The following is a 26,436-nucleotide window of genomic DNA, read 5'->3' on the forward strand; positions in this document are numbered from 1 at the left end:
AGATAAAAAATAAAAACCGGGGATTACTCCTCGGTTTTTTGCTGGACGGAAGATCCGTCGTCTAATTTAAATATTTCTTCCACGCTCATATTCAGATAATGGGCAAGTCGGATTGCCATTTCCAATGAGGGGTTTCGTTCCCCACGTTCAATTCTGCCGATGGTGCGGCTGCAGGAGCCGGTTGCTTCTGCCAGGTCTTCTTGAATAAGATTTCGCTCTATACGAATATCTTTCAGAATGTTGCTGATTGCCATCCAATCACTTCCTTTAACTTTATTATTGTTTCAACAGCCGGTTTGAATGGCACGGACTGTATTACGATTATTGAAAACCGGGGATGTCGGAAGCATCACACTTGCCGACAACTTTGCCAAATATTTTAAAAGAGTCCGATTCCTGAATTGCGATAGGTTTATATTTTTTATTCAGGGAGATCAGGAATAATCCGTCCGGTTCATCATGGAGCTTTTTAATATAAGCATCTCCATTGAGATAGAAGATACCAATTTCTCCATTGCAAATACTGTCTTTTTGCTGGATCCATGCAATTTCTCCGTTGTGGTATTCCGGTTCCATACTGTCTCCGGATATCCGGACTCCGAAGTCTGCATTGTCCGGGGCAAGATCGCCAACTTCATAAGATTCTTTTGGCGCATCTGTCAGGAAATTACCGGTACCTGCAGAAACAGCATCTCCGAAGATGTCCATAAATATTTCTTTTTTGCGGAAAGGAATAATGTTTGCAACTACTGGTTCAAACAAGCCGGATGCTTTTAGTATTTTTGCGTAGTCTTTTATCTTATCTTTTCCTTCCTGATTCAGACCGTCCATTACACTGTATGGATTTTTTCCGAAATAAGCATCATAAATATCTTCAATATCCAATAATTTACAGAGAGTCAGAAAAACATGCAGTCCTGGTTCTCGTGCATCCGTCTCCCATTTGGAGATTGCCTTCGCTGTAACGTCAATGCCCTGCTGCGAAAGTAATTCTGCAAGTTCTGGCTGCGAAAGCCCTTTCTTTTTTCTGTTTTCTGCAATAATCCTGCCAATAGAACGCATATATTCGCCTCATTTCTATGAAATTCCGTTAGATTCTTATAGATGCATTATACAGCACAAATACAATAAAATCAAGAGAAATCTCCAAAGTGTAGATAATACAACCAAAATGTCAGTTGACTATCTCCACAATGTCGGCTTATACTAACCATGCAAGGAATGATAAGAAAGCCGGACGGAGGTGAGAACAGGATGGGTGACAGGACAATTTTACATAGTGATATGAATTGTTTTTATGCCAGCGTAGAAATGCTGCATCATCCGGAACTAGAGGGAAAGCCACTTGCTGTAGGCGGCGATCCGGAAGCAAGACATGGTATTGTGTTGACGGCAAATTATATTGCGAAGAAATGCGGGGTAAAAACAGGAATGGCACTTTGGCAGGCAAAACAGGCTTGTCCGGAAATCATTTTTGTGCCGCCGAGGATGGATCTGTATTTGAGATTCTCCAGTATGGCGAGAGAAATCTATTCAGAGTATACGGACAAAATTGAGCCGTATGGAATAGATGAAGGATGGCTGGATGTGACAGAAAGCAGCATCATCAAAGGTGATGGAATGAAGATCGCCCAGGAAATCAGTGACCGGATTAAGTACGAACTTGGTATTACCGTGAGTATTGGTATTTCCTGGAACAAGATATTCGCAAAACTTGGCTCTGATTATAAAAAGCCGGATGCCATCACACAGTTTCATCGTGGCAATTACAAAGAAATCGTCTGGGGGCTTCCAGTGTCAGATTTACTGTATGTTGGCAGGCAGACAAACAAGAAATTGCAAAAACTGGGGATCCATACCATTGGTCAGCTGGCACAGACAGATGAAAAGCTGCTGGACAGTCATTTTGGAAAAATTGGTCTGGTGTTATGGGCATTTGCAAATGGATATGACTCGGATCCGGTTTGTACGGAAGGATATGAAGCTCCGGTCAAGTCGATTGGAAACAGTACAACGACACCGAGAGACCTGGAAACAGATTTGGATGTGTGGATTATTCTGATGGCATTATCGGAAAGCGTATCTGCCAGATTACGGAAACATGGTTTCAAATGTAATGTGGTGGAAATATCAATCCGGGACAACGGGCTGAACAGCATCACAAGGCAGATGCATATCAGCCAGCCAACGAATATTACGGATGAAATTGTAAAAGCAGCATTTGAATTATTTAAGAAACATTACAGATGGGAGCATCCGATACGGAGCCTTGGCGTGAGGGGGTCTGATCTGGTAATGGAAGATATTCCGGTTCAGCTTGATCTATTTGATAATCAGGAGAAACGGGAAAAATTAGAAAGGCTGGATCGGGCTGTGGATGAGATCAGACGACGGTTTGGATATTTCAGCATACAGCGGGCAGCAATGTACCAGGATAAAGTCTTATCCCACTTGGACGCCGGTACACATACGGTCCATCCTCACAGTTATTTTCATGGATAATGGGAGGGATAGATTTGAAACAGACATTAACCAGAAAACAGGAAGAAAGCTATCAGTGCATTGTAAGATTTACCGAGGAGCATGGATTTCCGCCAACGGTCAGGGAACTGGGGGCATTACTGGGAGTTGCTTCAACATCAACAGTATTTTCCAGAATCAGGCAGTTAGAGAAAAGTGGATATATCCGGAGAGTTCCGGCATCTCCAAGAGCAATCGAAATCCTGTGATGGAGGTGGCGGTGTGAATAAGGTATATGTTGATGTGGTAGCAGAGTTCAGTAAGGAAGGCTGCCTGATTCCAATCTTATTTGTTTGGGAAGACGGCAGAAAATACAAGATTGATAAAGTGCTTAAGATTGAACGATGTGCCAGCAGAAAAGCAGGCGGTGTTGGTACGATGTACACCTGTATGGTACAGGGAAAGGAAAGCCATTTGTTTTTTGAAGTGGACAAATGGTTCATGGAAAGGAAGATTTCATAATTAAAAAGAAGAATATTAACCGGCGGAGATAGTCACTTTCCCTTTATATCCCGTTGGTTTTACATAAGGATCCGTATTCTGATCAGCCGGTGTTCCCCACAAATACCATTTGGAATATGGATCCTGCAAAGAGTAATTTAGATTGCTTTCCATCAAAATCATGGGGAAGGCGGACTGGTCTGCAAGACCTACCAGTTAGTGTGATTGTTGATAAGGAGAAATAAAGATTTATGACAGACAGAGATTATGCAATTAAATCAATGAAAGAGATTACGTTCCAGATGGCAACCCATGCACAGGATTATCTGGAAGTAAGCATGGACAGGCATTATGAAGACATAAAGGCATTGATGGTGAATTACCAGAAACTGATTTTGGAAAATAAGATGGTACTGGAAGAACTGGAAATGGAATGCCAGGAGAAGATCAATGAGGATATGGCATATGCGTTGAGTTATCTTGATATTTACGGGAAACAGCTGAATGTGACAAAACTGAAACACGAGATGAATAATCTGATGGTCATATATGGGTTGTCGGATATGGTTTACCGGGGTATAACGTTGGTAAAATATTATGCTCCGGATGGAGTAACGCTCAGCGAGATTATCCATTCCTGTTTTTGCAGCCATTACAATAAAACAGATGTGGAAGTCCAGCAGGAACTTGGCATTGGAAGGACTTCTTTTTATAAAATGAAGAAACAGGCATTGCGGTATCTTGGCTTCTACTTTTACGAGATCGTAGTGCCGCAGGCAAAAAACAAAAGATTCAAACCCTCCTTGGGTGTGGAAGAAGAGTAGGTGAGTGAGATGAGATACGAAAATTCAATGGTAAAGATTGCCGACGATATTATCCGGGATCAGCAGGCAGAGAGGAAAGTTCAGAATAAAAAACAGAAATGGCATGATGAGTATGCTACCTTGAAATTTTTTCGGTACATATGCAGAAATGTTGGAAACCTTCATGAAGGAGAAATCCAGCGTTTGGTATGGAAACTGAAACAGTCTGATAAGAAAGCAGTCGAAAAGCATTTAAAAGGCTATGCGTGGGAATTTGATTATGAGAAAATGTTTTCTACATTGATGCAGAATCCTGTTTGTCAGAAAGTATGCCAGAAAAATAAATATACAAGCTGGATGCATCTGATCAGCCGATACTGTACAGAAGATTGTTAGGAAATAAGATACCTTCTTGCATCTATCAATGAATTATTTTATGGAATAAACCCTGCATTAGTTCTATAGAACGATAACTTGTTTTACAGCTTCTGTATATCGGAACAGGCGGTAGTTATACTAACTTTAGACCGAAAAATAGTTCTAAAGGAGGTGCTGCGATGGATCTGAAAGCTGTAGGACAGAGAATTAAGATGGCAAGGGAAGCAAAAGGTCTGACACAGGAAGATTTGGCTGCCATGGTGGAACTGAGTCCGACACATGTAAGTGTGATTGAGCGGGGATTGAAAGCCGCAAAACTGGATACGTTTGTTGCGATAGCCAACGCTCTGGAAGTTTCTGCAGATTCACTTCTGATAGATGTTGTGGCACATTCTGTAACTGGTGTGACGAATGAATTATCAGAAATGATCGGGAAACTTCCAAAAGAAGAGCAGAAGAAAATCATCAAAGCGGTCAGGGCATTAACAGAATAGTTTTTATGAGGAGGGGCGGAAGCCCTTCTTTTTTTGCGGTTTTTGTCACAATTTGTCAAACGAATGGGGATTCTGTTTTGTTTTTATCTGTGCTATAGTAGTTCTAAAGAACTAATACTAATTCAAAAAGAGGAGATATAAAATGCACAGAAAAACTATTTTTGAGAAGGTTGCTGAAAAATTCCATACCACTCCGGAAGAGGTATATGCGGAAATCCAGAGAGCAATTGATGCCGGATATGATAACACGGATCCAGAGGTACAGGCAGAATGGCGCAAAGTTAAAATAAAAGGGGATAGACCAACACCGGAGGAAGTAATTAACTATGCAGTAGGTACTTTATCAGCAGAACAGAGGTGATTATTAAATTGAAGAGGAAAAAGTATGCGTTAATATGTCTGTTATTGGCAGCAGCCTTTGTTTCGGGTTGTGCGCAGAAACATAAAGAAGGAGAGCCGGATGTCATTAGCAGTATGAAAATGAATCAGGATGAAACACTTACTGTTGTTGCAAACAGAAAACAGATTAAAGATAAAGAGGATTTTGCAAAACTCCTTGTCAAAAAATGCAAGGAGAATTCTTTTCAGTCTGTTAGATTCTCTACAGATTATGGGTATGCCACCAGCCTGAATCTTAGAGTATATCTCTGGGAAGATGAGATAGAAGGGCAGGAGCCGGTAATGGTGGTGGAATATAAGCCTGTTGAATGGGGAATGGACTATGATATTGTCCATGATCCGGAAAAGTTCCAGATGTATGTGGATGGAGAGCTGATGGAAAATCCTTAGATTTTTCTGATAAAGACTGCACAAAACAGCTTGCCACCCTTACGACTGATGAAAACGGAAATACAGATGTCGTAGAGGTAAAGGCTGACACAGTCTATATCAAGGAATTATCCGCACTAATCAAGACACCAAAGAAAAGCACCAGAGAAAAGAGGATAGGAAACAGACTGCCAATGATAGCGATATGTTTCAGTTTCATTTTTTCTTCTTGGTCCTATGTCAAGAAAAAGTACAAATTAAATGTAACCAATTTTCTCTGTTCTGAGCGAAGTTTAACTTGCTATTTTTACTGCATTCTCCTCGATGTTTTCAAGATATTGTTCCTCATATTCATTTGGAGACAAATATCCACAATGACTGTGAATGCGTACGGTATTATAAAATGTTTCGATGTATTCAAAAATCAATTTATGTGCATGTGCATAATTAAAGATTTTAAACCGGTTGATCCATTCTCTCTTCAAAAGTGCATGGAAAGATTCGATACAGGCGTTATCCCATGGATATGCTTTCTTTGAATAACTGTGAATCATACCTATGGTTGCTTTTTGAAATGCTTCCGATACGTACTGACATCCTCTGTCGCAGTGGAAGATCAACGGTTTTTCAACATTTCTGACACGTTTTGCTTTTTCAACACATTCCACTACGTGGGATGCCTCCAGCGTCTCACTCAACACCCAGGAAATGATTTTTCTTGAATACAGATCCATCACACTGGTAAGATACACAAATCCTTCAAATGTCCAAATATAAGTGATATCTGAACACCAGACAGCATCTGGATGAGCAGGATTGAATTCCTCGTTGAGAATATTTTTGAGTTTCTGGCTGAAATCAGAGTCTATGGTTGTCTGGATATATGGTTTCACCCAATGGGCTTTGATTCCCATTTGACGCATATAGTTTCCAACTGTTTTTTCGGAAACATATTCCCTGGATTTTCGCAATTCTGCAGTAATTTTAGGAGCACCGTAGTTTTGATGGGATTCCTCGTAGATCTTTTGAATTTTTTCTTTTAAAACTGCACGGCGAACAGACGTGTCCGAAGGAACCCGTTTCTTCCATGCATTGTAACCCGAACGTGAAACGCCTAATTTTTTCAGTATTCCGCTGACAGAAACCTGACGTTTCACGGGCAGGGATTTGATTTCTTTCACGTACTCAGAAGTAGCTGTGTAAAGAGCTTTTGTCAGTTTCCCAGAATACTGATTGCTTTTTTTAACACTTCAAGGGCATCCTTCGTATCTCGTAATTCACGCTGCAATCTGGCAATCTCTTTCGCTTCCTCACTTGCATAATTTCCAGAACCACGGGTAGGAACCTCTCCTTTATGTTCCTTTGCTGCTTTCATCCAGTTTTTCAGTGCAGATTCGCTGACTCCAAGATTCTCCGCAGCCTTGCGAAGTGGCAGTTCCGGATGATCTAAGCGATACTGTACCGCATCCTCTTTAAACTGTTGGGAATATTTTGTACCTTTTGCCATAACCATTCTCCTCCTTGATCTATGACTATCATATACTATTTATTGAAAATGGTCATGTTTATTTTGTACTATTTATATTCTAACACCATCTGTCCTTTCTTCGTTACAAGGTTACGAGTTTTCTCTGTGGTCTGCTGAACCTTTGTCCTGCGGTCTTTGGTGTAATTCTGGCGTGTTTCCTGCGATACCACTTTTTCTACATTCTGCCTATGTACTGGCTGTGCCGACTGGGTCGCTTTCTTATCAGAAGCACCAGAAGATAACGGACGCTCTTTGATAACAGTTCCTTTATCAATCTTTTTCAGCATTTTTAAGGTCGGTGCTACCTGCCTTTGTACCCAACGCAATGTGCGGTCTAAAGTATAAGGCTCTGGCTTTGTCGTCAGCTTCAAGCTCTGTCTGTTATCGCCGATAAACCAAGCCCAGCGGTCATTGAGCTTCCAGTCATTTTTTCGCTTGTCTGGTTCTTCATCAACAAACCGCACATACTGGTTGATAATAGAAAAGGCAGTCTGCTCTGCGTCATAATACGTCAGCAAATCTCGTACTGCATAGTAAGCACGTTCATTGCGAAGCCGTATCTCAAAACGGTTGATAATGTCAGCTTCTTCCAGAGGTGTCCCTAACTTGACGTACTGCTCATAGTCCTTTTCATAGATACAGAAATACACATCTGATTTCAGCGAACCAAGATAAAGGGTGCGTCCCATATATTCTCTGTCGTCCTCTCTGTGCTTGATAAGCTCGCCCGACTGATAAAACTTATAGCTTCTGGACTTTCCGATATATTCCCGTTTCCTGCATTTTTCCGCAAGCTCTGGAATATCCAAAATTCCCGTATGGTCGTTGATAGCAAGGTCGATACGCTTCATCACGCCACCGTCTATGAGTGCGTCCATGAGAAAGTCATACCAGCTTCTTTGCTGTGCCAGCAGGTAACCTTCAAACTGTCGGCAACCACGCCCCTTTAACTCTAAAAGGACACCTTTTTCTTCGTCAGCCGACGTATAGATAAAGATGTCCCCTAATGAATAATGCTCCGTATAACTGTAATGTCCGTAATCTTCATGGAGCATATAGTTGATATTCAGTTTTAATATATCTTTGATGATGTGCTGTATATCAAGCGTGGGAAAACGAATTTTCACATAATCAAACAGCATGGTAAGTGGTGCTTCTGGATTGAACCTTACCAGTTCTTTATGCAGAGTTTCCAGAAGTTCTTTTGACGGCTTCATTTTTCCGCTTTCTATCTTGTTGAGATATTCCCTTGTGATACCAGAAGCCACCGCCAGTCTGCCTTGTGAGATACCGTAAGCAATCCGTTTCTCCCGTAATTCTTTTATCCATTGTTCTTCATTCAGAACCATACCCCCAATCTGTCAAGTGTGAAGTTTTTTAAGACGACTTCACAGCCGATTTTTGCTAGGAAACCATGCCAGAAGCCTTATGTTTCCTATGTTTTTTGTCTATTGTCTATTTGCAAACGTACCCCTCTGTTAGATACCGAGGGGTTTTACCTGCTGGCGTGGCTGACGCCACACCAGCAACGGCTAGTCCGTGCCGTCGCCTTTCGCTTCGCACGTCGCCGTCCCGTCCTGCCTTGCTTGTGCAAGAGAGCTGATAGTCTGTAAAAAATCATGTCCTTTTGGGACTAAAGGCGTGTAAAACTCACTTATGACGCTTGTTCCCACATCACAATAGCCACGCCCCTTGATACGCTTCTGAAAAAACTGTTTTTTCACATCTGAACCGAACAGCATACCGTAACCTAATTCGCTGATACGCCCAAGTCCCACACGGAAATTGAAGTTATCTCTGATACCATCTGAAAAATACTTTGCGTCTGGACGCTGGCAGGCAACAATAAGGAAATAACCTGCTTGTCGCCCTAACATAACGATTTTCTTTAACTGGCTAAGTAAGCTCACGCTTTCTTTTGTCCCCAGCATTTCAAAAAACGCTACATATTCATCAAAGATAAGAAAGCAGGGTGGAAGTCCCAGATAGGCGTAGTTTTCGCCCGTCTTATAGTTCGGGTGTTGCTTCATTTCCTCACTTCGCCGTACCATGCCCTCATAAAAGGCATTGACGCAATCAATCATTTCTTCTTTGGTGTGATAGACATTAGGCATGACTGTTCCCAAGTCTGCAAGGTCGCTGTTCTTTGGGTCTAAGATATAAAGGACAGCGTTGGTATGCAGTAAGGCTTCAATGAGCGTCAGCAGAAAATAAGTTTTACCGCCACCAGTCCCACCAGCAATCAAAGCGTGAGGGAGTGCGTCATATTCCCACACAAGATTTTTCATCAGCCTAAGACAGCCGTTTTCTGCCCATACTTCATCAATGGTAATGCGGTTTGCTATCATGTCATAAAGCAGGGTGTATTCAATATAGCCGTCATGTAAGGTCTTGTCGGTCAGCTCGCAATACAAGCCACTTTCCAATTTATCCTCTAACCGTAAAAGCTGGTCTTGATATTTTCCTAACGTGATTTCACAGCGGATATGGAGCAATCCCTTTTCCATTTGATAATAAATCTTTGGAAACCAGACGATTTTTTCCCTTGATCTGCTTTGCAGGTCAGTAAAAAAACCGCTGTCTTGTACGGTATCGGCTTCATACCACTTATTTTCCAGTATCATTCGTGCCAGCTTTTGACGGTGCAATAGCTTCTTGAAACTGTCGTAACAGAAGCGGTAATACAGAAAAGCGACCAATGCACAAACACCAGTCGCTATCAGCACAGTTATGAAGTTGTAAGGGGAAAGCGTCAAGCCGTTTTCTAACAAGCTGAAATGTTCCCAGTCGGTACGCATGAGCTGTTTGATGTTCAGTAGCAGAAGAACCGCCATGAATACAAACAGAAGCGTCCCTATGGAAAAGTGGTAGACAAGGTGCTTGTCGCTGGCTCTGATACGGTGTCCTTTGTTCCAAATCATACGCATAAATCAATCCTTTCTAGGTATGAAAAAAGCAGTCAATCCTAAGACTAACTGCTTAATCAACAATAAAGTGTAAATTTTATTGTTTCTTTTCTTCTTTTTTATCTTTTTTATTTTTTCTATCCCACCAAGTACCTGCTAATGAACAACTTCCGCCCATAACTATAAAGCCAATCATAATAAGCCAAAATTCCATGATTTCTCCTCCCTTTTAATTTGTTAAATGCTGGCAAATAAAAATTACAACAAAACATATAATAAGTGCGATTACACCTGCAATGAATGCAAATATGATTTTTTGATAATTTCTTTTTCCTATTTCTTGTTGTGTTTCATCATGCGTTAATTGCTTTCCGTCAATAAATGCCAAAATTTCTTTATAGGTTTGAATGTCATGGCTCTTTTTGAATTTTTCAATCTTACTTGCCGTATAGAGCGTTATTGCAAACAAGCATAACCAAATAATAATTCCTATATTTCCCTTAATACTAAATAAAGGATAGGCACTTATGGCTACGACTATCAATTCAATTAGGAAAACTACACTTATCACATTAAACTTTTTAATAGTTGCTTTTTCTACAATCTCCCTCATCTCCTTTATATCTTCTTTTATAAAATTATCTAAAGACACATTGAAGATATTAGATAAAGTAATTAAACTTTTAACATCTGGACAACTTTTATTTGTTTCCCAGTTAGAAATTGTTTGTCTTGAAACAAATATTTTAAGAGCCAGTTCTTCTTGAGAAATTTTTTGTTGTTCCCTAAATTTTTTGATTTGTAATCCAATATCCATCTTGAATCTTCTCCTTTATTGTATATGAATATAGCTATTTTGTCTGTCAAAAGCCTTTGACATTGCCATTTTCCCTTGTCAAAATAGTTTTACATGGCTTAAAACAGAACTTTTCAACTAATTATATCGGTTCTATATATAAGTTACAAGAAAAATATGGGCTCACATTTATTTTTTCATCTGTCCTTGCGGTACATGGTTCTGTGGATTGCCTGCGTTCTGATTGCCTTTATTCTTCAACACAATATCCTCTGCCTTTACATACCAGTCCACATCTGCACCCGTATAGGTTTTTCGTGATAGCGTATCTGCTACTGGATTGACAAGCTCCACAACTGCATTGTACGGAAATTCCCTTACTGGTACTTCTGGCGGTACAGACACGGGGATAATTCCACCATGCAAACTGCACTTCAAATCATAGATACGCTTTTTAAGCTGGGTACTCGGTGTCCCGTCCTCATTCTGCAAGAACACATCACGCACCGCTGTAAATTTTAATTCTCCAAATGTTTTCTCTTTGTCAATAACAAATCCGTTTGATAATCTCATAATGTTTCCACTCCTTTACTTTTCTTCAACTGCTACAATATCATCAGCAAGCAACACATAATCGGTATGTCCCATATCCCCGATTGCGTAACCTCTGCCGTATAACTTCGGATTGACAAGTTTTACTTTCTGCTCATACTTGAAATGCTTTTCGCCAGCCTGCACGGGAATTTCTACCACAACATTTTCCCCTCTCTGTACATCTGAATAAAGGTTGTAGCTTCTTCTTGCGAAAAATCTGCGGTTATCTTTATCTCTCTCAAAAACATGGTCGCTTTCGCCTGCAAATTCAAGAGTTCCAAAAGACTGTGCCATATCTGGCACGACATATTTCATTTCCATAATGTTTTACCTCGTTTCTTTCTATATTTGATAAGTTTTTTGATTGTGATTTCTTATTCTGGCGGTTAGGGAAGTACCAGCAATCCCACAGATAGTAAAGGGTAAAATAAATGCTTACGCACCCTTGACTATCCGTGTTCTTGCAGGTTGTTGGCAGACAAGCCAGAATAAGCGTAAGTCTGCCGACACGGTATCGGCGGAGAGCGTGATTTTTCTTTTCTCATATCGTTACCGCCTTATGATTTCTTCGTTTGACGGCGTTTGTAGAAGAAGATACCTGCCAGTCCAGCACCAGAAGTTAGTAATAATGCAAGCAGTCCGTAAAGGTTCGTGTTATCGCCCGTTTTTGGACTGTCTGTTTTATGCGGTGTATTTGGTGTCTGTGGCGTTTCGGGTTTCTCTGGTTCTTCTGGGACTTCGGGTTTTTCCTTAAAGGTAATTGTCTGTCCCTCGTCCTCAATGTCCTTATGCTCGGTAACTTTCTTCGGCTCGTCTGGATTGCTCAAATCGTACAATTCTTCAAAGGTTACAAGCTGTTTACCGTCAAGAGAAGTAGCGTCAAAGGTAAAGGCAACTTCCACTTTCATAGTTTCGCTGTCTGCGGTAAAGGTGTAATCACTTTCCGCACGTTTTCCATTGATAAGAAGCTCTGCATTTTCTTCTTTCAACATCTGCCAGCCTACAAGTTTGTACTGTGTGCCGACTTCTAAGCCCTCTAAAGTTACGGTATCAATGATTGTTACCTCTTTTCCAGCTTCAAGCTCTTTGTTGCCGTCCTTATCGGTAGCAGTCGTATGAATTTTGATGATACGCTCTGTGATAAGTACCGTCTGTCCGTCGTCCTCAATGTCTTTATGTTCCGCAACTTTCACGGGTTCGTCTGGATTGCTTAAATCATACAATTCTTCAAAGGTTACAAGATTTTTACCGCCAAGCTCGGACGCATTGAATGTATAAGCAATTTCCACTTTCATAGCTTCATCATCAGCAATAAAGGTATAGTCATTTTCTACACGCTTTCCGTCAATGACAAGTTCAGCGTTTTCTTCCTTTAACATCTGCCAGCCTTTGAGCTGATATTTTGTGCCTTTTGTAAGTCCGTCTAATTTGACGGTATCAACGATTGTTACCTCTTTTCCAGCAAGGATTGTCTTTTCGCCGTCCTTGCTGGTCGCTGTGGTATGGATAGAGATTTCTTTTTCGTATTCATCAGTCAAAGTACCTAAATCAATCACAAGGTTATTTCTTGATACCACGATTTCAAATGGTGGGATAAGTTCAAAACCTTTGTTGCTGTCAGAGCGTAATTCCTCAATGATATAGGTATCATAAGGCAATGCACCTTTGCTGTCGTCTGGTTCAGAAGTTCCAAACCATACACCGTCCTCGCTGGTCTTTCCTGCGTTGGTATTGTGCTTATGAGAAGCCCAGTCAGCAGAAGTGGAGAACTGCCCGTTATCATCAGTTACCACGACATGACTTTCTCCCGTCGTCTTGCTTGTGATCCTAAAGGGAACATCAGCAAGACGCTTGTGTGTGCCTGCACCGATTTTCACGCCCTCAATATCGCCACGCTTAATCTGATTATAGATAGAATGGGCTTCGTAAGTTAAGTCCACAATTTTTCCGTTTTCTGTGATTGCAAAGTCAATCGGTTTTGCACCGTCTGTCAAATATCCGTTTGGAGCTTCACTCTCAACGATACGGAATTTTCCATAAGGTAAAAGGTCAGCGGAAGTAGAAGCGACACCCTCAATGTCTGTATGGATTGTTTTTACCACTTCATTTTTCTTGTATAGCTTGCCCTCAACCAATACCGCATTATCATTTAAGGAAATGATGTCAAAGGCAGTATCTTTCAAAGTAGCACTTCCTTGTGGCTTTGTATCGCCCGTTTCTAAATCTCGTTTCTGAATTTTGACACCGCCACGGATAACCTTGTCTGATACGGAAAACTGGTTACTTCCAGTAAGTACGGCAAGGTCGCCGTCCTCTGTAATTTGTGTAAGGTATAAGCCCTTAATCTGTTCGGACTTATCGCCAGCCTGCATATATGCACCGTCCAGCAAGTAACCGTTTGGAGCTTTTGTTTCTTCTACGGTTAGTGTTCCAAGTGGAAGAACTGCCTTGCCGTCCTGCATATAGAAACTGTCGCCAGATACTTTGTATGTGTCCGCTAATTTTGTAACATAATGGATTGTACCGTCGCTGTCTGTTTCGGCGATTGTCTTTGTAACCCATGTTCTTGTAGCTTCGGCAGGGAGATTGTCTTTATTGTAGAAGCCAGTATAATACTTCCATGTAAATTCCGCACCTGCTAAAGAAGCGTTCCCCTGCGGATTGTCTTTCTGTGTTTCCATATCAATCTTGAAGAGTTCAATCAAAGTGTCTGTTACTTTCGGTATATCAGATACATTCAAGGTCGCTGTTTTTCCAGCTTCAACCTTTAAGGAATATATATTTGTATCAACCTTATATCCTGCCGGTGCGGATAATTCCTTGATATAGACTGTGTCAGCCTTTACCTCTACGACATCTGTATTTCCGTTTTCATCAGTCGTAAGGGTGGCAAGCTGTTTCGTGCAGTCCTTATCAGCAAAGACACCGTATGTCGCACCAGCGATAGAGTAATTCCCGTTACCGTCTGTAATGCTGGTATTACTGGAAGTCTTTTGAAGTTTCGCATTTCCAACATTGAGTTTCGCCCAGAATTGTCCCAATTCCTGCCCCTCGCCAGAGTAGATATAACCGCCACATTCATAGCGTCCTTTATTCTCTTTGACAAAGGCTTTTGCACCAGCGAAAACTTCGTCCTGCGTTGCCTTTGGAATTTCATCATAAGAAGCTCGCACGTTATCGCATTGCCAGCCAAGATGTACGCTTAATCTCTGCCAGACAACAAGCTGTCTTAAAAGGTAGGCGTGGTTTTTGCTTATTCCGTTGTGGCTGTCTGTGTACTGTTTTACATATTCGATAGATAAGGCAACGTCGCTTATCTGGTCGGCACTCATACGGGTGCTTGCGTCAGCTCTGGTCTTGTAGCCATTCTTAAAGTCTGTGTTAATGTCGATACAGTAAGCGTCCTCGCCCTCAACGGTCAAATGTCCCTCATTAAAGGTAGAACCAATCGAACCGTCATTCATTACTTTTTCAACGATACCGACACGCTCTTTTGACTCCGTCCAGTATTGCTTACTTTCTGCATGAACGGGTGTAGTCGGCAAAGCAGTAACGACAGTTGCAAGAGCTAAGAAGCCCGTACACAATCGTTTTAACATCTTTTTCATAAATCTAATGCTCCTTTCATTTTTGGTAATAAAATAACCGTCCATAATGAACGGCTGAAAATAGAAAAGGAACGTCATTTTAGGCGTTCCATAGTCTATGAGTTATTCAATTTTTCTTGTTTCAATACTGATGTGCTGTACCATATCTTTGCATATCTAGGAAAACTTGCGTATCAAGGCTCATTCAATGGTAGTAAATAAGTAGTAAATTGATGTGTTTGTTTCCTTGAAAATGCTGATAGATACTGTGTTTTAGCGGATAATCAGATTTTTATTGTGTTTTTCTGATAAAAAATGGATGAACTGTTAGGGGGAAAAGAGTAAGTGAACATTTCCCTTGAAAATGTGTACAATCCAATGAGAATAATGAACTTTTAAGCCCCGTAAACGGACACTTTCTGAACTTTGCTCTGATACAATGGTTATGCTGATGAAAGAAGGCATAGAAAACTGAATTAAATTTGAGAGACGGAAGCCTCAGTAGTTAAAAAAGACTACTGGGGCTTTTTTTCGTGCCTGAATTTTTCAGCCAATACCTGCAGGTTTTACCTGGCAGTAGTTGGTGGAGCAGGCATGAACCAGATCAGAGGACCGCCTTCTGAATTTGAAACTAACAAACAAATTTCAAATTCAGGAGGACGGATATGTATATTGAACATCCATATAAATACGACGGGAAATACTACGCAAATGTAGATGGAAAGATGATTGAAATCACAAAGGAAGTGGCTTATGCCATGAATAATTTTTACCGAAGCAGCCAGCCAAGGAAGATCGAAATTAAGAATGAAAAAGGTGAGGTTGTTGAACGGAAACTGCGGGAAATCCCTTACAGCGAGACAAATGGACAGGATTATGAATTCTCTATCGAGGATTTTCCGGACTATAGCTGTGATGTGGAAGACAGCGTGATCAGCAGTGTGGAGAGACGAGATATCCATAAGGTAATTAATCAGCTGGATGCAGAAGAACGGATGATTATTTATGGCATTTATTTTGAGAATAAAACGCAGGTACAGCTGGCAAAGATTATGGGAGTGTCCCGGCAGGTTCTGGCGTACAAGCTGAATGCAATTTTAAACAAGATGCGGAGAATGTATCAGGAAAATATTTTTTGAAAAATCAGCAGATTTTTTTTGCATCCAGGTAAGTCAGTTGAATTTAGTAATTAGAGAGAGTTTTAAGAACTCCTCAAAAGTACATTGACAGCTGAATATCCAGTAGTAACTGACGTGACATCTTATGCAGGGAGCACAAGGAAACTGCCGCCACGACTCTGATGAATATCGGACGAGCGAATAAGCACTGACCGAAAATCAACTGGCAGGTTGATGATGCGACGATCTGTATAGGGTGCGATACACTTGCGGACTGTGAAAAGTCTGTAACCGGCAAACCTATGAACTGTCGGAGCCTGCGTGCGTGAGCATTTGGGTTGTGATCTGGCGAATGCAGTCAGATAGGTTATTATTCCCTACCTGCGAAAGCAGGATAAACGATTCGGGGTATCGAGGATAAATAGAATCGAGCGAGCACTGTTTAATAATCGAAAATTGGCTATAGAGGTTATGCGGCAGAGCGTTCAATTTGAATGACTCTGCCGTATTCCTGTGGAGCTAATAATGGATGCTTTACGATTAAATGTCAGGATGGGAGGAACAAATAAATGAAAATTGAAAGAGGCGATATCCTTATGGTTAATTTGGGACAGGTTCCGGGTACTTCCCTTCAGAGTGGAATCCGTCCGGTAGTGGTTGTCAGCAATAACAAAGCGAATACATACAGTCCGGTGGTAACGGTAGTGCCGTTTACTTCAAGGGTGTACAAAAAACGGTATCTTCCGACCCATGTGTTTATTAACTGTTATGAAATGGTTGGCTTGAAACGGCATGGGCTGGTACTGGCGGAACAGATCACAAGTATTGATGTTCAGAGTATCATCCAAAAATGTGGTCATGTCAGCTCTGATGCAATGCGGAGGATTACGAGAGCGGTGGAGATTCAGACAGGAGTATATGAGGAGGGGGATTATGACAGCAGAAGAATATAGAAAGTATCTGGAACAGGATTTTTGTGATGTAAATATTGATGAAATGACAGATTTACTGACAATAAAAGCAGACAGGAATAAAAGCCTGAAGGAACGGCGGGAATCATATCTGAATAAGGTAGGAAATCCGTATCTTGTCCGGATCGGGAATATGAAGGTCAAAGTAAGGTTTGCCAATAACGGGATATCTTTGGAGCAGGCATTTGAAAATATGCTTCTGAGTGTCTGAAAAAGTACTGGAAAGTTTGGGGTGGCTGTGTTAAAATGTCTGTAAGGACAAATTATGCAGCCCCCTTTTATTACATGGGTTTTTTGACGTAATAAGAGGAGGTAAGATATGTATCAGAATTTCAATAAAATCTATCGTGCCGCCATCTATGTCAGATTATCCAAAGAAGATGGCGATCTTTCCAGTTCTGCAAAAATGGAAAGTAACAGCATTTCTAACCAGAAGGCTCTGATTCTGGATTTCCTGAAAGACAAAAAAGATATAGAAGTTGTTTCCGTCCGGGTTGACGATGGCTACTCAGGCTCTAATTTTGAGCGCCCTGCATTCCAGGCTATGCTGGAAGATATCAGGCGTGGGATTGTTGATTGCGTAGTGGTGAAGGATTTATCTCGGTTTGGGCGGGAATACATTGATTCCGGGAAGTACATTGAACGTTTATTCCCGGCTCTTGGTGTGCGCTTTATTGCCATAAATGACAATTATGACAGCCTTCAGGGAAAGAATCAGGCCGATGAAATTATTATCCCATTCAAAAACTTAATCAACGATGCTTATTGCCGTGACATTTCCATTAAGATCAGAAGTAACCTTGAAATTAAGAGGAAAAAGGGAGAATGTGTGACACCTTTTGTGGCATTCGGGTATCAGAAAGTTAAGGCAGACAAGCATAAGCTGGAGATTGATCCGGTTGCAGGCAGTGTAGTACAGGACATCTTTAAGATGAAACTGCAGGGAATGAGCCAGGATGCGATTGCCAACCGCCTGAATGAACTGGGTGTGCTTTCCCCATTTGAATATAAGATCAGCAGCGGCAGTCATTATGAGACCGGGTTCCGACAGAAAGAGCAGGCTCTTTGGAGTTCTGTTACGGTACGCAGAATACTGGAAAATGAGGTTTACATTGGAAACCTTGTGCAGGGGAAACGTACGACACCGAACCATAAAGTGAAGCAGTCCTACGTAAAGCCGGAAGATGATTGGATTCGTATTGAAAAGAACCATGAGCCGCTGGTAAGTGAAAGGGATTTTGAGATCGTCCAGCGGCTTTTGGGGATGGATACCCGTACTTCTCCTGACCAGAAGCAGGTGTATCTGCTGTCCGGCATTGCTGTATGTGCGGATTGCGGGGCACCGATGACGAGAAAGGTCTCAACAGTTGGTGGAAAGAAATATGCCTATTATTTATGTTCCACAAATAAAGAAACGAAACGCTGCTCCAGTCACAGAATCCCGGAAAAAGATCTGGAAAACGTGGTATTGGTAATGCTGAAACAGCATATCCAGAACATCATGCATTTGAAAAGGGTGTTGGAGTTTATCGGGACTGTACCATTTCAGGAAATCAATGTGAAAAAACTCCAGGACAGGCTGGAAAAGAAAAAAATGGAGACAGAACGCTGTAAGGAACTCCGCATGATGCTTTATTCCGATATGAAAGAGGGCATCGTATCAAAAGAAGATTATGTAGAACTTCATGCAGCATATGGAAAAAGGCTTAGGAATGCAGAAGAGAGTATCCGGGCAATCCAGAAAGAAATGGATAACATACTGGAAAAAGCAGATGCTTCTAACACATGGCTGGATTATTTTGTGAAATATCAGGATATTGAAGTGCTGACCAGGACAGTAATCGTGGAATTGATTCGGGAAATCAGAGTCCATGACAAAAAGAATATTGAGATCGTCTTTGACTTTGATGACTGTTATCAGGCATTGCTGACACAGCTTCCGGCTATGGGAGTGGAGGTTGCAACAGATCCGGATAACAATCTGCAGGTCAAGATAAAGGAGGTTGTATAAAATGGCACGAAAAAGCAGGAAAAGCATTCCTGAAACGGTCAGCAGTGCAGCCGTTCAGGAAGAGATCAAAAGACCGTTCCGGGCAGGGTTATATGCAAGGATTTCTATGGAAACAGAGGAAACGATAGAGAGGGGGACGATAGAAACCCAGGTGGAACTGATGAAAAACTATGTGGCTGATACAGAGGATATTTCGGTTGCAGAAGTTTATAAGGATTCTGATTATTCCGGTACAAATTTTGATCGTCCTGGATTTACGCAGATGATGGAAGATATCAAGCATGGGAAAATCAACTGCGTGATTGTAAAGGATTTGTCCAGGCTTGGCAGGAATTATGTAGAAACAAGCAATTATATTGAGCGTGTATTCCCGTTCTTTCATGTACGGTTCCTGGCAGTGACGGATGATTTTGATTCTTTCCGTGAGGGAGTAGATCTGACTGTTCCCTTAAAGAATATTATCAATGAGTTCTATTCCAAAGACCTTGCAAAAAAGAGCAGCAGTGCAAAAAAAGCCCTATGGAGAGAAGGAAAATTTACCGGTGCCTGGGAACCCTATGGATATAGGAAATCAGAACAGGACAGGCACCAGCTGGTAGTTGATGAGGAAGCTGCCGGACATTTACGGGCAATTTTTTCTATGTATATGGATGGCTACAGCTACAGTGATATTGCAAAAAAACTGAACGCAGATGGCATCTTATCCCCAACTTTGCAAAGGGAATATTACAGATCCGGGGAAAAGCCGTCCCCAGAGTCCAAACCGTGGAATAATTACGAAGTAAAACGTGTGCTTCAGGATGTACATTGTACCGGCGATTCCGTATATGGAAAATATCAGCAGAGCGTTTTTCAGGGAAACAAGCAGAGGAACCGACCGGAGAGTGAGTGGATCTATGCAGAGAATACCCACGAAGGGATTATAGATAAAGAGCTGTTCCGCCAGGTACAGGAAAAAATCCGGGAAATTACGGAAGAATATAAAAAGAGGCATCAGCTGAATAATGGAGCCATCCGGAGCCAGAATTTTTATACCGGCAAGATCAGGTGTGGAGGATGTGGCAACCGCATGATCCTGTCCAGGGAAAAGTCCGGGACATTTTATTATATCTGCGGTGCCAATGCAAACCATAAATCAGGAGGAGACCAGTGCAAGGGGCACAGGGTCAAAAAAGAATACGTGGATGAAGATGTCCTTCGTCTGATCCAGTCACATATGAAAAACGTATTGGATACAGAAAAAATGATCCGGGAAATGAACTCCGCTTCCAGAAACCAGACGCAATATTTGCTTTTGGACAAGGAAGTAGGGAAACTTCGGCGGGAACTGAGCCGGATCAGTAAGCGTAAATCTGATTTATATGAGGATTATTCGGAACGCCTGATTACAGAAGAAGAGTACATGCAGTTTTCCCGTATCTATTCCAATGAAATAGAAAACATCAAGAGCCGTCTGGATGCAGTATTGACGGCGCAGGTACGGTATTCCAAAGATTATCATATCGAAGAAGGATGGGGGAAAGTGATACATACTTATATGTCTAAGCGGAAGCTGACAAAAGAAATGGTGGATGCCTTTGTGGATTCCATTATTATCCATGGTAAGTATGATTATGAGATCAAACTGGTATATGATGACCAGTTCGCTGAATTGCAAAAGATAATGAAAGAGAAGGAGGCACAGTCAAGATGACAGAAAATAGGAAAACAGCTGTCTATATCCGTTTATCTATGGAAGATGGGAATGTGGATGGCAGAACCAAACTGGAAAGTGATAGTGTGACTTCTCAGAGAATCCTGTTGAAATCGTTTGTGATCGATCAGCTTGGTGTGGATGAGTCGGATATCCTTGAATATGTGGATGACGGTGTCAGCGGCACCCACTTCAAACGCAATGGTTTTCAACAGCTGCAGGAGGATATGAAAAGCGGACAGATCGGCTGTGTAGTTGTGAAAGATTTTTCCAGGTTTGGCAGGGACTATCTGGAAGTGGGATTTTATATTGAATATATTTTCCCGCTTCTTCAGATCCGGTTTATTTCCATTAATGACAGTTATGACAGTGAAGCCAGCTCTGGAATGACCGGCGGTATGAATGTGGCTTTGAAGAATCTGGTTTATAACATGTATAGCCTGGATTTGTCGAAAAAAATTTCATCCGCAATGCATACCAGAATGAAAAACGGTACAAGGCTTCCGGTAAATGCCAGATATGGTTATAGAAAGGGCAAAGATGGAAGGTTGGAAATTGATCCGGATGCGGCTAAAGTGGTGAAGATGATCTTCCAGATGGCTGCAGAAGGTATGAGCTTTGCAGAGATCACAAGGGAACTGAACAAACAGGAAATTGCCACCTGTGATGAGCAGAAAATGTCAAGAGGAGAGCAGGTTCAGTTCCGACGGTTTGATACCATCATGAAAAAACGCTGGAATCCAACCACAGTATCTGCAATCATACGGGATGAGATTTATATTGGAACCCGGATATGGGGTAAAACACGCTGCAGTATGCACACCGGTCATAAGGCGGTTCTTAATGACGAGTCTGACTGGATCAGGCTGGAAAACCACCATGATCCGATTGTTGACAGGGAACTGTTTGAAAAAGCGAACAGACTGCATCCGAAAAAATCCAGAGGTGTTGCAGAAACAAGAACCAATTATACGCTGGCAAGACGCAAGAAACAGCCAGCACTGATGCTGTGTGCACACTGTGGTCATTGTCTGGTAAGAGAAACGGAGCATCTGCTGAAATGCTCGGATGGGCGTACCAGCGGTGATCATGTCTGTCGAAGCCTAGTGGTCAGACGTGAGCCAATGGAAAAGCATATCCTGGAGCTTGTTCATCTGTTTGCAGCTTCCATGCTGGAAAACCGGAAAGTTGTTGAATCAAAGAACCAGAGCAAAGGTATGGAGACGAATGTTGCAGAATTGTTGAAACAGAGCCGCCAGTTGTCTTCTGAAAAAATGAGACTTTATGATGGGTACAAAGATGGTTGTATTGATCGGGAACTGTACAAGCAGAAAGCAGAAAAGATAGGCAGACAGCTGGAAGAAATCAGACGAAAGATAGCAGAGTCTGAACGTGATGCCAAGATGCTTGAGCAGGACAATACTGCGAAGGAAATGAAACTGGAAGAATTTCTGAACATGGAGAAATTCGATACAGAGAAGTTACGGGAGATCATCAAGGTTATCCGGGTGCATAGCCAGGAGGAAATCGAAATTGAATGGAATTTTGATGATGTATTTTTAGGGCAGAGATAAAATGTTCTGGACAAGAGCGATTTTTTGGAAGATAATAAAAGTGCTGGGGTACCTGATTGGAATGGTCAGGTACTATCCGGCAAGAAAAAAGAAATTTTTTTTTGTCCCATACTTGACACGTCCACATGTATGCAGACACACATACTGCTCTAATATGGCGAAGTCCGGAATGAATCCAAAGGTACTTCAGTATTTGATGGGCCATTCGGATATCAGTGTCACTCTTAATACCTATACACATCTTAAGCTGGATGATGCGAGAGAAGAAGTGGAGAAGCTTGCCAAGAAGCAGGCAGAAGCTGAAAATGAATTTCGGCAGTTAGGTATGAAGGAGGACAAGGTAAAATTCAAGAAGATGGGGTAAATGGTCTAATTTAGACCATTTCGTAAAATGGCTAGAAAGTCAGTAAACTCAAGGCTTTGAAGATGGTCGTGGTCTAAAACAGATTGAAAAAGAGTAAAATTTTTAGACCAAATTATTTCGGGAAATCAAAGATTTCAGACATAGGGGAGCGGCAAATGTCGGCTGGTCTAAATTTGAAATCTGAGACCATTTTAGACCATATTTTAGACCATTTGAAGGAAGAAACATGCCGAGATAAGCCAAAATAAGCCGAGAAATGGGAAAAATCTTGATAGACTGAAAAAGTGCGCAAATGCTTGAAAAATAAGGAAAAACCGAGATAATCAGAGATAAAAAAGGAGTTAAAAATAGATGATTAGAGTGTTATTTGTTTGCCACGGCAACATCTGCCGCTCCCCCATGGCGGAATTCATAATGAAAGATATGGTCGAAAAAAGAGGGCTTGCCAGCGAATTCTATATCGCTTCTGCGGCTACCAGTACGGAGGAAATATGGAACGGAGTGGGAAATCCGGTGTATCCGCCGGCCAGGGAGGAGCTGGCGAAGCATGGGATTTCCTGCAAAGGGAAAAGAGCCATTCAGATAAAGAAAAGCGATTATAACAATTATGACTATATTCTTGGTATGGATCAGTGGAATATGAGAAATATGATGAGAATTCTGCGCAGCGATCCGGAGGGGAAGGTGAAGCTGCTGTTGGATTATTCAGATGAGCCGCGTGATATTGCAGATCCCTGGTACACGGGGGATTTTGCCCTGACATATTCTGACATTGTGGAAGGGTGCGAGGCATTTCTGAGATATTTGGAGCAGGAGGGGAAAATCTGAGCGCGGAGTGAGCGTTATACCCGAAATTCAAAATAATTAAAGTCAATATCGAAATCATGTCGAAATATGTCGATGAAAAATTCTTTACAAATAGCAGGTAGTCTTTTATACTGAGACTACAGCAACTCACAGGGGAGGCTGACTCCCCTTCTTTTTTACTTACCTATAGAACACTGAAAATTATACTGTATATCAGAACATCAGTGTGAATCTGGGCATATCGCCCGTATTTCAAGCAATCTACGTGAAGAAAGGAAACAAGGAATGAAAAAAGAATACAGGACATTTGTAGAGAAACTGCGTCAAAGCCTTCTTGATACCCTGGACATGGAGGAGGAAAAGATTTTTTTCAATGAAGGAGGAACGGGTCTTGCGTGTACGGGCGACAGATTGTTCATCGAGTGCGATGTGCATGAAGGAACCAGAGAGGTTTGCGGCATTTACGCAGAGGAACTTTATGAGAAATACAAAAGCGGGACATCCATAGAGCAAATCACGAAGGATGTGATCAGTGAACTTGATAAAGCGAAAAAAGGAAAGTTTTTTGAGAAGACGAGGAATCTGATACATTATGAAAAGATTAAGGGAGATCTGTTTATCAGACTGATCAACCGCGACAGGCATAGAAAAGAGCTGAAGAAGGCAGTCTACAGAACGTTGGGAGATATTGCGATGGTGCTTTATCTGAAAATCGGAGAAGTGGACAACTGCATCACCAGTATGAAAATACGCCAGGAATACGTGGAAATGTGGGGTCTGGACAAAGACAAAGTGTTTGAGGCAGCACTTATAAATACGCTTAAAATATCACCGCCGCGAATTTATTACTGGGAAAAACTGATTTATGATTCTGATTATCAGGGAGAAGATTTTATGGAAGGGGATGGCGATTTTGCACTGCGCCGTGATGCGGTAGGAAATTGTCTCAGTACGACCAGAAGGACCAATGGTGCCGTGGCAGCATTCCTTCCAGGTGTTGCGGAAAAATTAGCCGGACTGATCGGACAGGATTTCTATCTGGTGTTTACCAGCATACATGAGGTGATGATACATAATGTGGATTTTGCAGAACCGGAGAGGCTGGAAGATATTCTTCAACAGACCATTGAGGAAGCAACTCCGGAAGAGGACTATCTTACCTCAAGCATTTACAGGTACTGTAAAGACACAGGAAGATTTATTTGTGTGTAAAGGTTTTTGGGGCGGTCTTGTATAATAAAAACCGCCTGCGTTTGATCAGTATCAAACGCAGGCGGCAGTGCTTGCCTTATCCGAGAATTGCAGAATCGTTTGAGAACTCTTCACCGCTGGCCTGTTCGAATTTATCCAGCAGGTTCTTTACGGTGAGTTTCTTCTTTTCTTCTCCCTGGATATCCAGAATGATTTTTCCGTCCATCATCATAACAAGGCGGTTGCCGTGTGCAATGGCATCCTTCATGTTATGGGTGATCATCAGAGTGGTAAGATGGTCACGGTTTACGATCATATCTGTGATTTCCAGTACCTTTGCTGCGGTTTTGGGGTCAAGGGCAGCGGTGTGCTCGTCCAGAAGAAGCAGCTTAGGCTTTTTCAGAGTAGCCATAAGCAGTGTCAAAGCCTGCCTCTGACCACCGGAGAGAAGTCCCACTTTAGAGGTGAGGCGGTTTTCCAGTCCCAGGCCAAGAACCTTCAGGAGTTCTTTGTACTCCTCGCGTTCCTGGCGAGTAATGCCTCTTCTAAGAAATCTTGTCTGTCCGCGGCGTTTGGCAAGTGCCAGGTTCTCTTCAATGCCCATGGTTGCAGCAGTTCCTGTCATGGGATCCTGAAATACTCTGCCAAGGTAGACAGCGCGTTTGTACTCGGAAAGCTTGGTGACATCTGCACCGTCAATGATGATCTGGCCTTCATCCACAGGCCATACACCGGCGACTGCATTCAGCATGGTAGATTTACCGGCTCCGTTGCCGCCGATCACAGTAACGAAATCTCCTTCGTTCAGCTTCAGGGAAAGACCGTTCAGAGCGACTTTTTCGTTAATGGTACCGGGATTAAAGGTCTTATAAATGTTTTTGATTTCAAGCATTGTTGTTTCCTCCACGTTTTACCGGTTTTGTAAAGTATTTTCCCTTCCAGTAAGGAACTGCCAGGAAAATAGCGACTACAAGTGCAGAAAGCATCTTCAGAAGGTCTGTATCAATACCTAACCAGATGACAGTCTGCAGAACCAGATAGTATAAAATGGAGCCGAAGGCTACACCCAAAAGACGAAGGGCAAAATTGCGGAAAATACGTCCGAAAATCGCTTCGCCGATAATAACAGCGGCAAGGCCGATAACAATGGCACCTCGGCCCATGTTTACGTCGGCAAATCCCTGGTACTGGGCAAGTAATGCACTGGAAAGTGCAACCAGTCCATTAGAGATCATAAGGCCGAGAACCTTGCAGAAATCTGTGTTGATTCCCTGAGCGCGTGACATATTAGGATTGCATCCGGTAGAGCGAAGGGAACATCCAAGCTCCGTCCCAAAAAACCAGTACAGGATAGCAATTACTACCATGATAAAAATGGCAACGATCAGAATGGTATTCTGGGTGATCGGTACATTTTTTATGCGGCGCAGGGAAACCAGAATATCATATTTGTCAACGTTAATAGCCTGATTTGCTTTTCCCATGATCTTCAGGTTTACGGAATAGAGAGAAAGCTGCGTCAGGATTCCTGCGAGAATTGCCGGGATTCCCATGAAGGTATGAAAAATTCCCGTTGCCAGTCCGGCCAGCATTCCGGCTAAGGTGGCTGCCAGAAGAGAAACCCATGCGTTATGACCGTTCATCATCATCATAATGAATACGGCTCCGCCTGTGCACATGGTTCCGTCTACGGTCAGATCGGCAATGTCAAGGACGCGGAAGGTCAGATACACACCGATCGCCATGATTCCCCAGATAAGCCCTTGGGCAGCAGCTCCGGGAAGTGCTTGAACTAAATTCATGATTTGCATTTGTAGTATTCCTCCTGCATACGGATGCAAACAGAAATTCAGCCCTGGCGGTCTTTCCGTTTGCAAATGTTTTTAACGCGA

29 protein-coding genes are annotated in these 26,436 nt (G+C 42.1%); 17 read left to right on the forward strand and 12 right to left on the reverse strand.

The annotated features are described in order from the left end of the window. Nucleotides 1–23 precede the first annotated feature (23 nt). On the reverse strand, nt 24–254 hold the full coding sequence (locus ACESZH_RS11340; protein WP_373215617.1) for a helix-turn-helix transcriptional regulator: 231 nt from the start codon (nt 252–254) through the stop codon (nt 24–26). A 67-nt stretch (nt 255–321) separates the two neighbouring features. Next, nucleotides 322–1,062 (reverse strand): S24 family peptidase, encoded by a 741-nt coding sequence (locus ACESZH_RS11345; RefSeq protein WP_373215618.1) that lies wholly within the window; start codon nt 1,060–1,062, stop codon nt 322–324. 192 nt (nt 1,063–1,254) lie between these two features. Between ACESZH_RS11345 and dinB the strand changes: the two genes are divergently transcribed. The 8 genes from dinB (at nt 1,255) to ACESZH_RS11385 (ending at nt 5,425) form a co-directional block, all read left to right on the forward strand. Next, nucleotides 1,255–2,502 carry a DNA polymerase IV gene (dinB, locus tag ACESZH_RS11350; RefSeq protein WP_231303702.1) on the forward strand — a complete coding sequence of 416 codons (1,248 nt, stop codon included), beginning with the start codon at nt 1,255–1,257 and terminating at the stop codon, nt 2,500–2,502. Nucleotides 2,503–2,516: 14 nt separating this feature from the next. Then, nucleotides 2,517–2,729, forward strand: coding sequence for a LexA family transcriptional regulator (locus tag ACESZH_RS11355; protein ID WP_132094161.1), 213 nt, complete (start codon nt 2,517–2,519; stop codon nt 2,727–2,729). A gap of 13 nt (nt 2,730–2,742) precedes the next feature. Next, complete coding sequence (locus ACESZH_RS11360; protein ID WP_002584942.1) at nt 2,743–2,982, forward strand: hypothetical protein; 240 nt, start codon at nt 2,743–2,745, stop codon at nt 2,980–2,982. A gap of 230 nt (nt 2,983–3,212) precedes the next feature. After that, the gene (locus ACESZH_RS11365; RefSeq protein WP_373215619.1) at nt 3,213–3,785 is read left to right on the forward strand and encodes a hypothetical protein; all 573 of its coding nucleotides are present in this window, start codon (nt 3,213–3,215) and stop codon (nt 3,783–3,785) included. A gap of 9 nt (nt 3,786–3,794) precedes the next feature. After that, nucleotides 3,795–4,160, forward strand: coding sequence for a hypothetical protein (locus tag ACESZH_RS11370; protein WP_373215620.1), 366 nt, complete (start codon nt 3,795–3,797; stop codon nt 4,158–4,160). A 161-nt stretch (nt 4,161–4,321) separates the two neighbouring features. Continuing rightward, nucleotides 4,322–4,636: a helix-turn-helix domain-containing protein gene (locus ACESZH_RS11375; RefSeq protein WP_002584939.1), complete on the forward strand. Its 315-nt coding sequence runs from the start codon at nt 4,322–4,324 to the stop codon at nt 4,634–4,636. A 142-nt stretch (nt 4,637–4,778) separates the two neighbouring features. Continuing rightward, nucleotides 4,779–4,997 (forward strand): sporulation initiation factor Spo0A C-terminal domain-containing protein, encoded by a 219-nt coding sequence (locus tag ACESZH_RS11380; RefSeq protein ID WP_227976556.1) that lies wholly within the window; start codon nt 4,779–4,781, stop codon nt 4,995–4,997. 8 nt (nt 4,998–5,005) lie between these two features. Further along, nucleotides 5,006–5,425: a hypothetical protein gene (locus ACESZH_RS11385; RefSeq protein ID WP_373215621.1), complete on the forward strand. Its 420-nt coding sequence runs from the start codon at nt 5,006–5,008 to the stop codon at nt 5,423–5,425. A gap of 272 nt (nt 5,426–5,697) precedes the next feature. Here the strand turns inward: ACESZH_RS11385 and ACESZH_RS11390 are convergent, their stop codons facing one another. The 8 genes from ACESZH_RS11390 to ACESZH_RS11425 all read right to left on the reverse strand — a co-directional run bounded on the left by ACESZH_RS11390 (nt 5,698) and on the right by ACESZH_RS11425 (nt 14,836). Then, nucleotides 5,698–6,585: an IS3 family transposase gene (locus tag ACESZH_RS11390; protein WP_373215622.1), complete on the reverse strand. Its 888-nt coding sequence runs from the start codon at nt 6,583–6,585 to the stop codon at nt 5,698–5,700. Nucleotides 6,586–6,617: 32 nt separating this feature from the next. Continuing rightward, a complete protein-coding gene (locus ACESZH_RS11395) occupies nt 6,618–6,911 on the reverse strand; it encodes a transposase (RefSeq protein ID WP_109215129.1) in 294 nt (97 codons plus the stop codon). A gap of 68 nt (nt 6,912–6,979) precedes the next feature. Continuing rightward, nucleotides 6,980–8,281, reverse strand: coding sequence for a MobT family relaxase (gene mobT, locus ACESZH_RS11400; RefSeq protein ID WP_373215623.1), 1,302 nt, complete (start codon nt 8,279–8,281; stop codon nt 6,980–6,982). Between the two features lie 183 nt (nt 8,282–8,464). Next, nucleotides 8,465–9,859, reverse strand: coding sequence for an FtsK/SpoIIIE domain-containing protein (locus tag ACESZH_RS11405; protein ID WP_003062524.1), 1,395 nt, complete (start codon nt 9,857–9,859; stop codon nt 8,465–8,467). A 208-nt stretch (nt 9,860–10,067) separates the two neighbouring features. Then, on the reverse strand, nt 10,068–10,655 hold the full coding sequence (locus ACESZH_RS11410; RefSeq protein ID WP_003061262.1) for a helix-turn-helix domain-containing protein: 588 nt from the start codon (nt 10,653–10,655) through the stop codon (nt 10,068–10,070). A gap of 168 nt (nt 10,656–10,823) precedes the next feature. Beyond that, nucleotides 10,824–11,207, reverse strand: a complete 384-nt coding sequence (locus ACESZH_RS11415) for a YdcP family protein (protein ID WP_373215624.1) — start codon at nt 11,205–11,207, stop codon at nt 10,824–10,826. 15 nt (nt 11,208–11,222) lie between these two features. Beyond that, nucleotides 11,223–11,549: a YdcP family protein gene (locus ACESZH_RS11420; protein WP_042741781.1), complete on the reverse strand. Its 327-nt coding sequence runs from the start codon at nt 11,547–11,549 to the stop codon at nt 11,223–11,225. A gap of 236 nt (nt 11,550–11,785) precedes the next feature. Then, nucleotides 11,786–14,836 carry an SrtB-anchored collagen-binding adhesin gene (locus ACESZH_RS11425; protein ID WP_373215625.1) on the reverse strand — a complete coding sequence of 1,017 codons (3,051 nt, stop codon included), beginning with the start codon at nt 14,834–14,836 and terminating at the stop codon, nt 11,786–11,788. A gap of 644 nt (nt 14,837–15,480) precedes the next feature. Between ACESZH_RS11425 and ACESZH_RS11430 the strand changes: the two genes are divergently transcribed. The 9 genes from ACESZH_RS11430 (at nt 15,481) to ACESZH_RS11470 (ending at nt 24,565) form a co-directional block, all read left to right on the forward strand. Continuing rightward, on the forward strand, nt 15,481–15,954 hold the full coding sequence (locus ACESZH_RS11430) for a sigma-70 family RNA polymerase sigma factor (protein ID WP_373215626.1): 474 nt from the start codon (nt 15,481–15,483) through the stop codon (nt 15,952–15,954). 548 nt (nt 15,955–16,502) lie between these two features. Further along, nucleotides 16,503–16,886: a type II toxin-antitoxin system PemK/MazF family toxin gene (locus ACESZH_RS11435; RefSeq protein WP_115625158.1), complete on the forward strand. Its 384-nt coding sequence runs from the start codon at nt 16,503–16,505 to the stop codon at nt 16,884–16,886. Continuing rightward, on the forward strand, nt 16,867–17,115 hold the full coding sequence (locus tag ACESZH_RS11440) for a DUF6870 family protein (protein ID WP_004452776.1): 249 nt from the start codon (nt 16,867–16,869) through the stop codon (nt 17,113–17,115). Before ACESZH_RS11435 ends, ACESZH_RS11440 begins: the two co-directional genes overlap by 20 nt. Before the next feature lie 108 nt (nt 17,116–17,223). Next, nucleotides 17,224–18,915, forward strand: coding sequence for a recombinase family protein (locus ACESZH_RS11445; RefSeq protein ID WP_373215627.1), 1,692 nt, complete (start codon nt 17,224–17,226; stop codon nt 18,913–18,915). 1 nt (nt 18,916) lies between these two features. Further along, nucleotides 18,917–20,608 carry a recombinase family protein gene (locus ACESZH_RS11450; RefSeq protein WP_373215628.1) on the forward strand — a complete coding sequence of 564 codons (1,692 nt, stop codon included), beginning with the start codon at nt 18,917–18,919 and terminating at the stop codon, nt 20,606–20,608. Next, on the forward strand, nt 20,605–22,182 hold the full coding sequence (locus tag ACESZH_RS11455; RefSeq protein WP_373215629.1) for a recombinase family protein: 1,578 nt from the start codon (nt 20,605–20,607) through the stop codon (nt 22,180–22,182). The genes ACESZH_RS11450 and ACESZH_RS11455 overlap by 4 nt, the downstream gene beginning before the upstream one ends. A gap of 169 nt (nt 22,183–22,351) precedes the next feature. Continuing rightward, complete coding sequence (locus ACESZH_RS11460; protein WP_373215630.1) at nt 22,352–22,546, forward strand: integrase; 195 nt, start codon at nt 22,352–22,354, stop codon at nt 22,544–22,546. Between the two features lie 351 nt (nt 22,547–22,897). Then, the gene (locus tag ACESZH_RS11465; RefSeq protein ID WP_373215631.1) at nt 22,898–23,374 is read left to right on the forward strand and encodes a low molecular weight protein-tyrosine-phosphatase; all 477 of its coding nucleotides are present in this window, start codon (nt 22,898–22,900) and stop codon (nt 23,372–23,374) included. Between the two features lie 264 nt (nt 23,375–23,638). Beyond that, nucleotides 23,639–24,565: a DUF5688 family protein gene (locus ACESZH_RS11470; RefSeq protein WP_373215632.1), complete on the forward strand. Its 927-nt coding sequence runs from the start codon at nt 23,639–23,641 to the stop codon at nt 24,563–24,565. Between the two features lie 76 nt (nt 24,566–24,641). Here the strand turns inward: ACESZH_RS11470 and ACESZH_RS11475 are convergent, their stop codons facing one another. Continuing rightward, complete coding sequence (locus ACESZH_RS11475; protein ID WP_373215633.1) at nt 24,642–25,436, reverse strand: ABC transporter ATP-binding protein; 795 nt, start codon at nt 25,434–25,436, stop codon at nt 24,642–24,644. Beyond that, nucleotides 25,429–26,355: an ABC transporter permease gene (locus ACESZH_RS11480; RefSeq protein WP_373215634.1), complete on the reverse strand. Its 927-nt coding sequence runs from the start codon at nt 26,353–26,355 to the stop codon at nt 25,429–25,431. The genes ACESZH_RS11475 and ACESZH_RS11480 overlap by 8 nt, the downstream gene beginning before the upstream one ends. Between the last annotated feature and the right edge of the window lie 81 nt (nt 26,356–26,436).

The sequence above is a fragment of the Ruminococcus sp. 5_1_39BFAA genome (assembly GCF_964240875.1).
Lineage (GTDB): Bacteria > Bacillota > Clostridia > Lachnospirales > Lachnospiraceae > Blautia_A.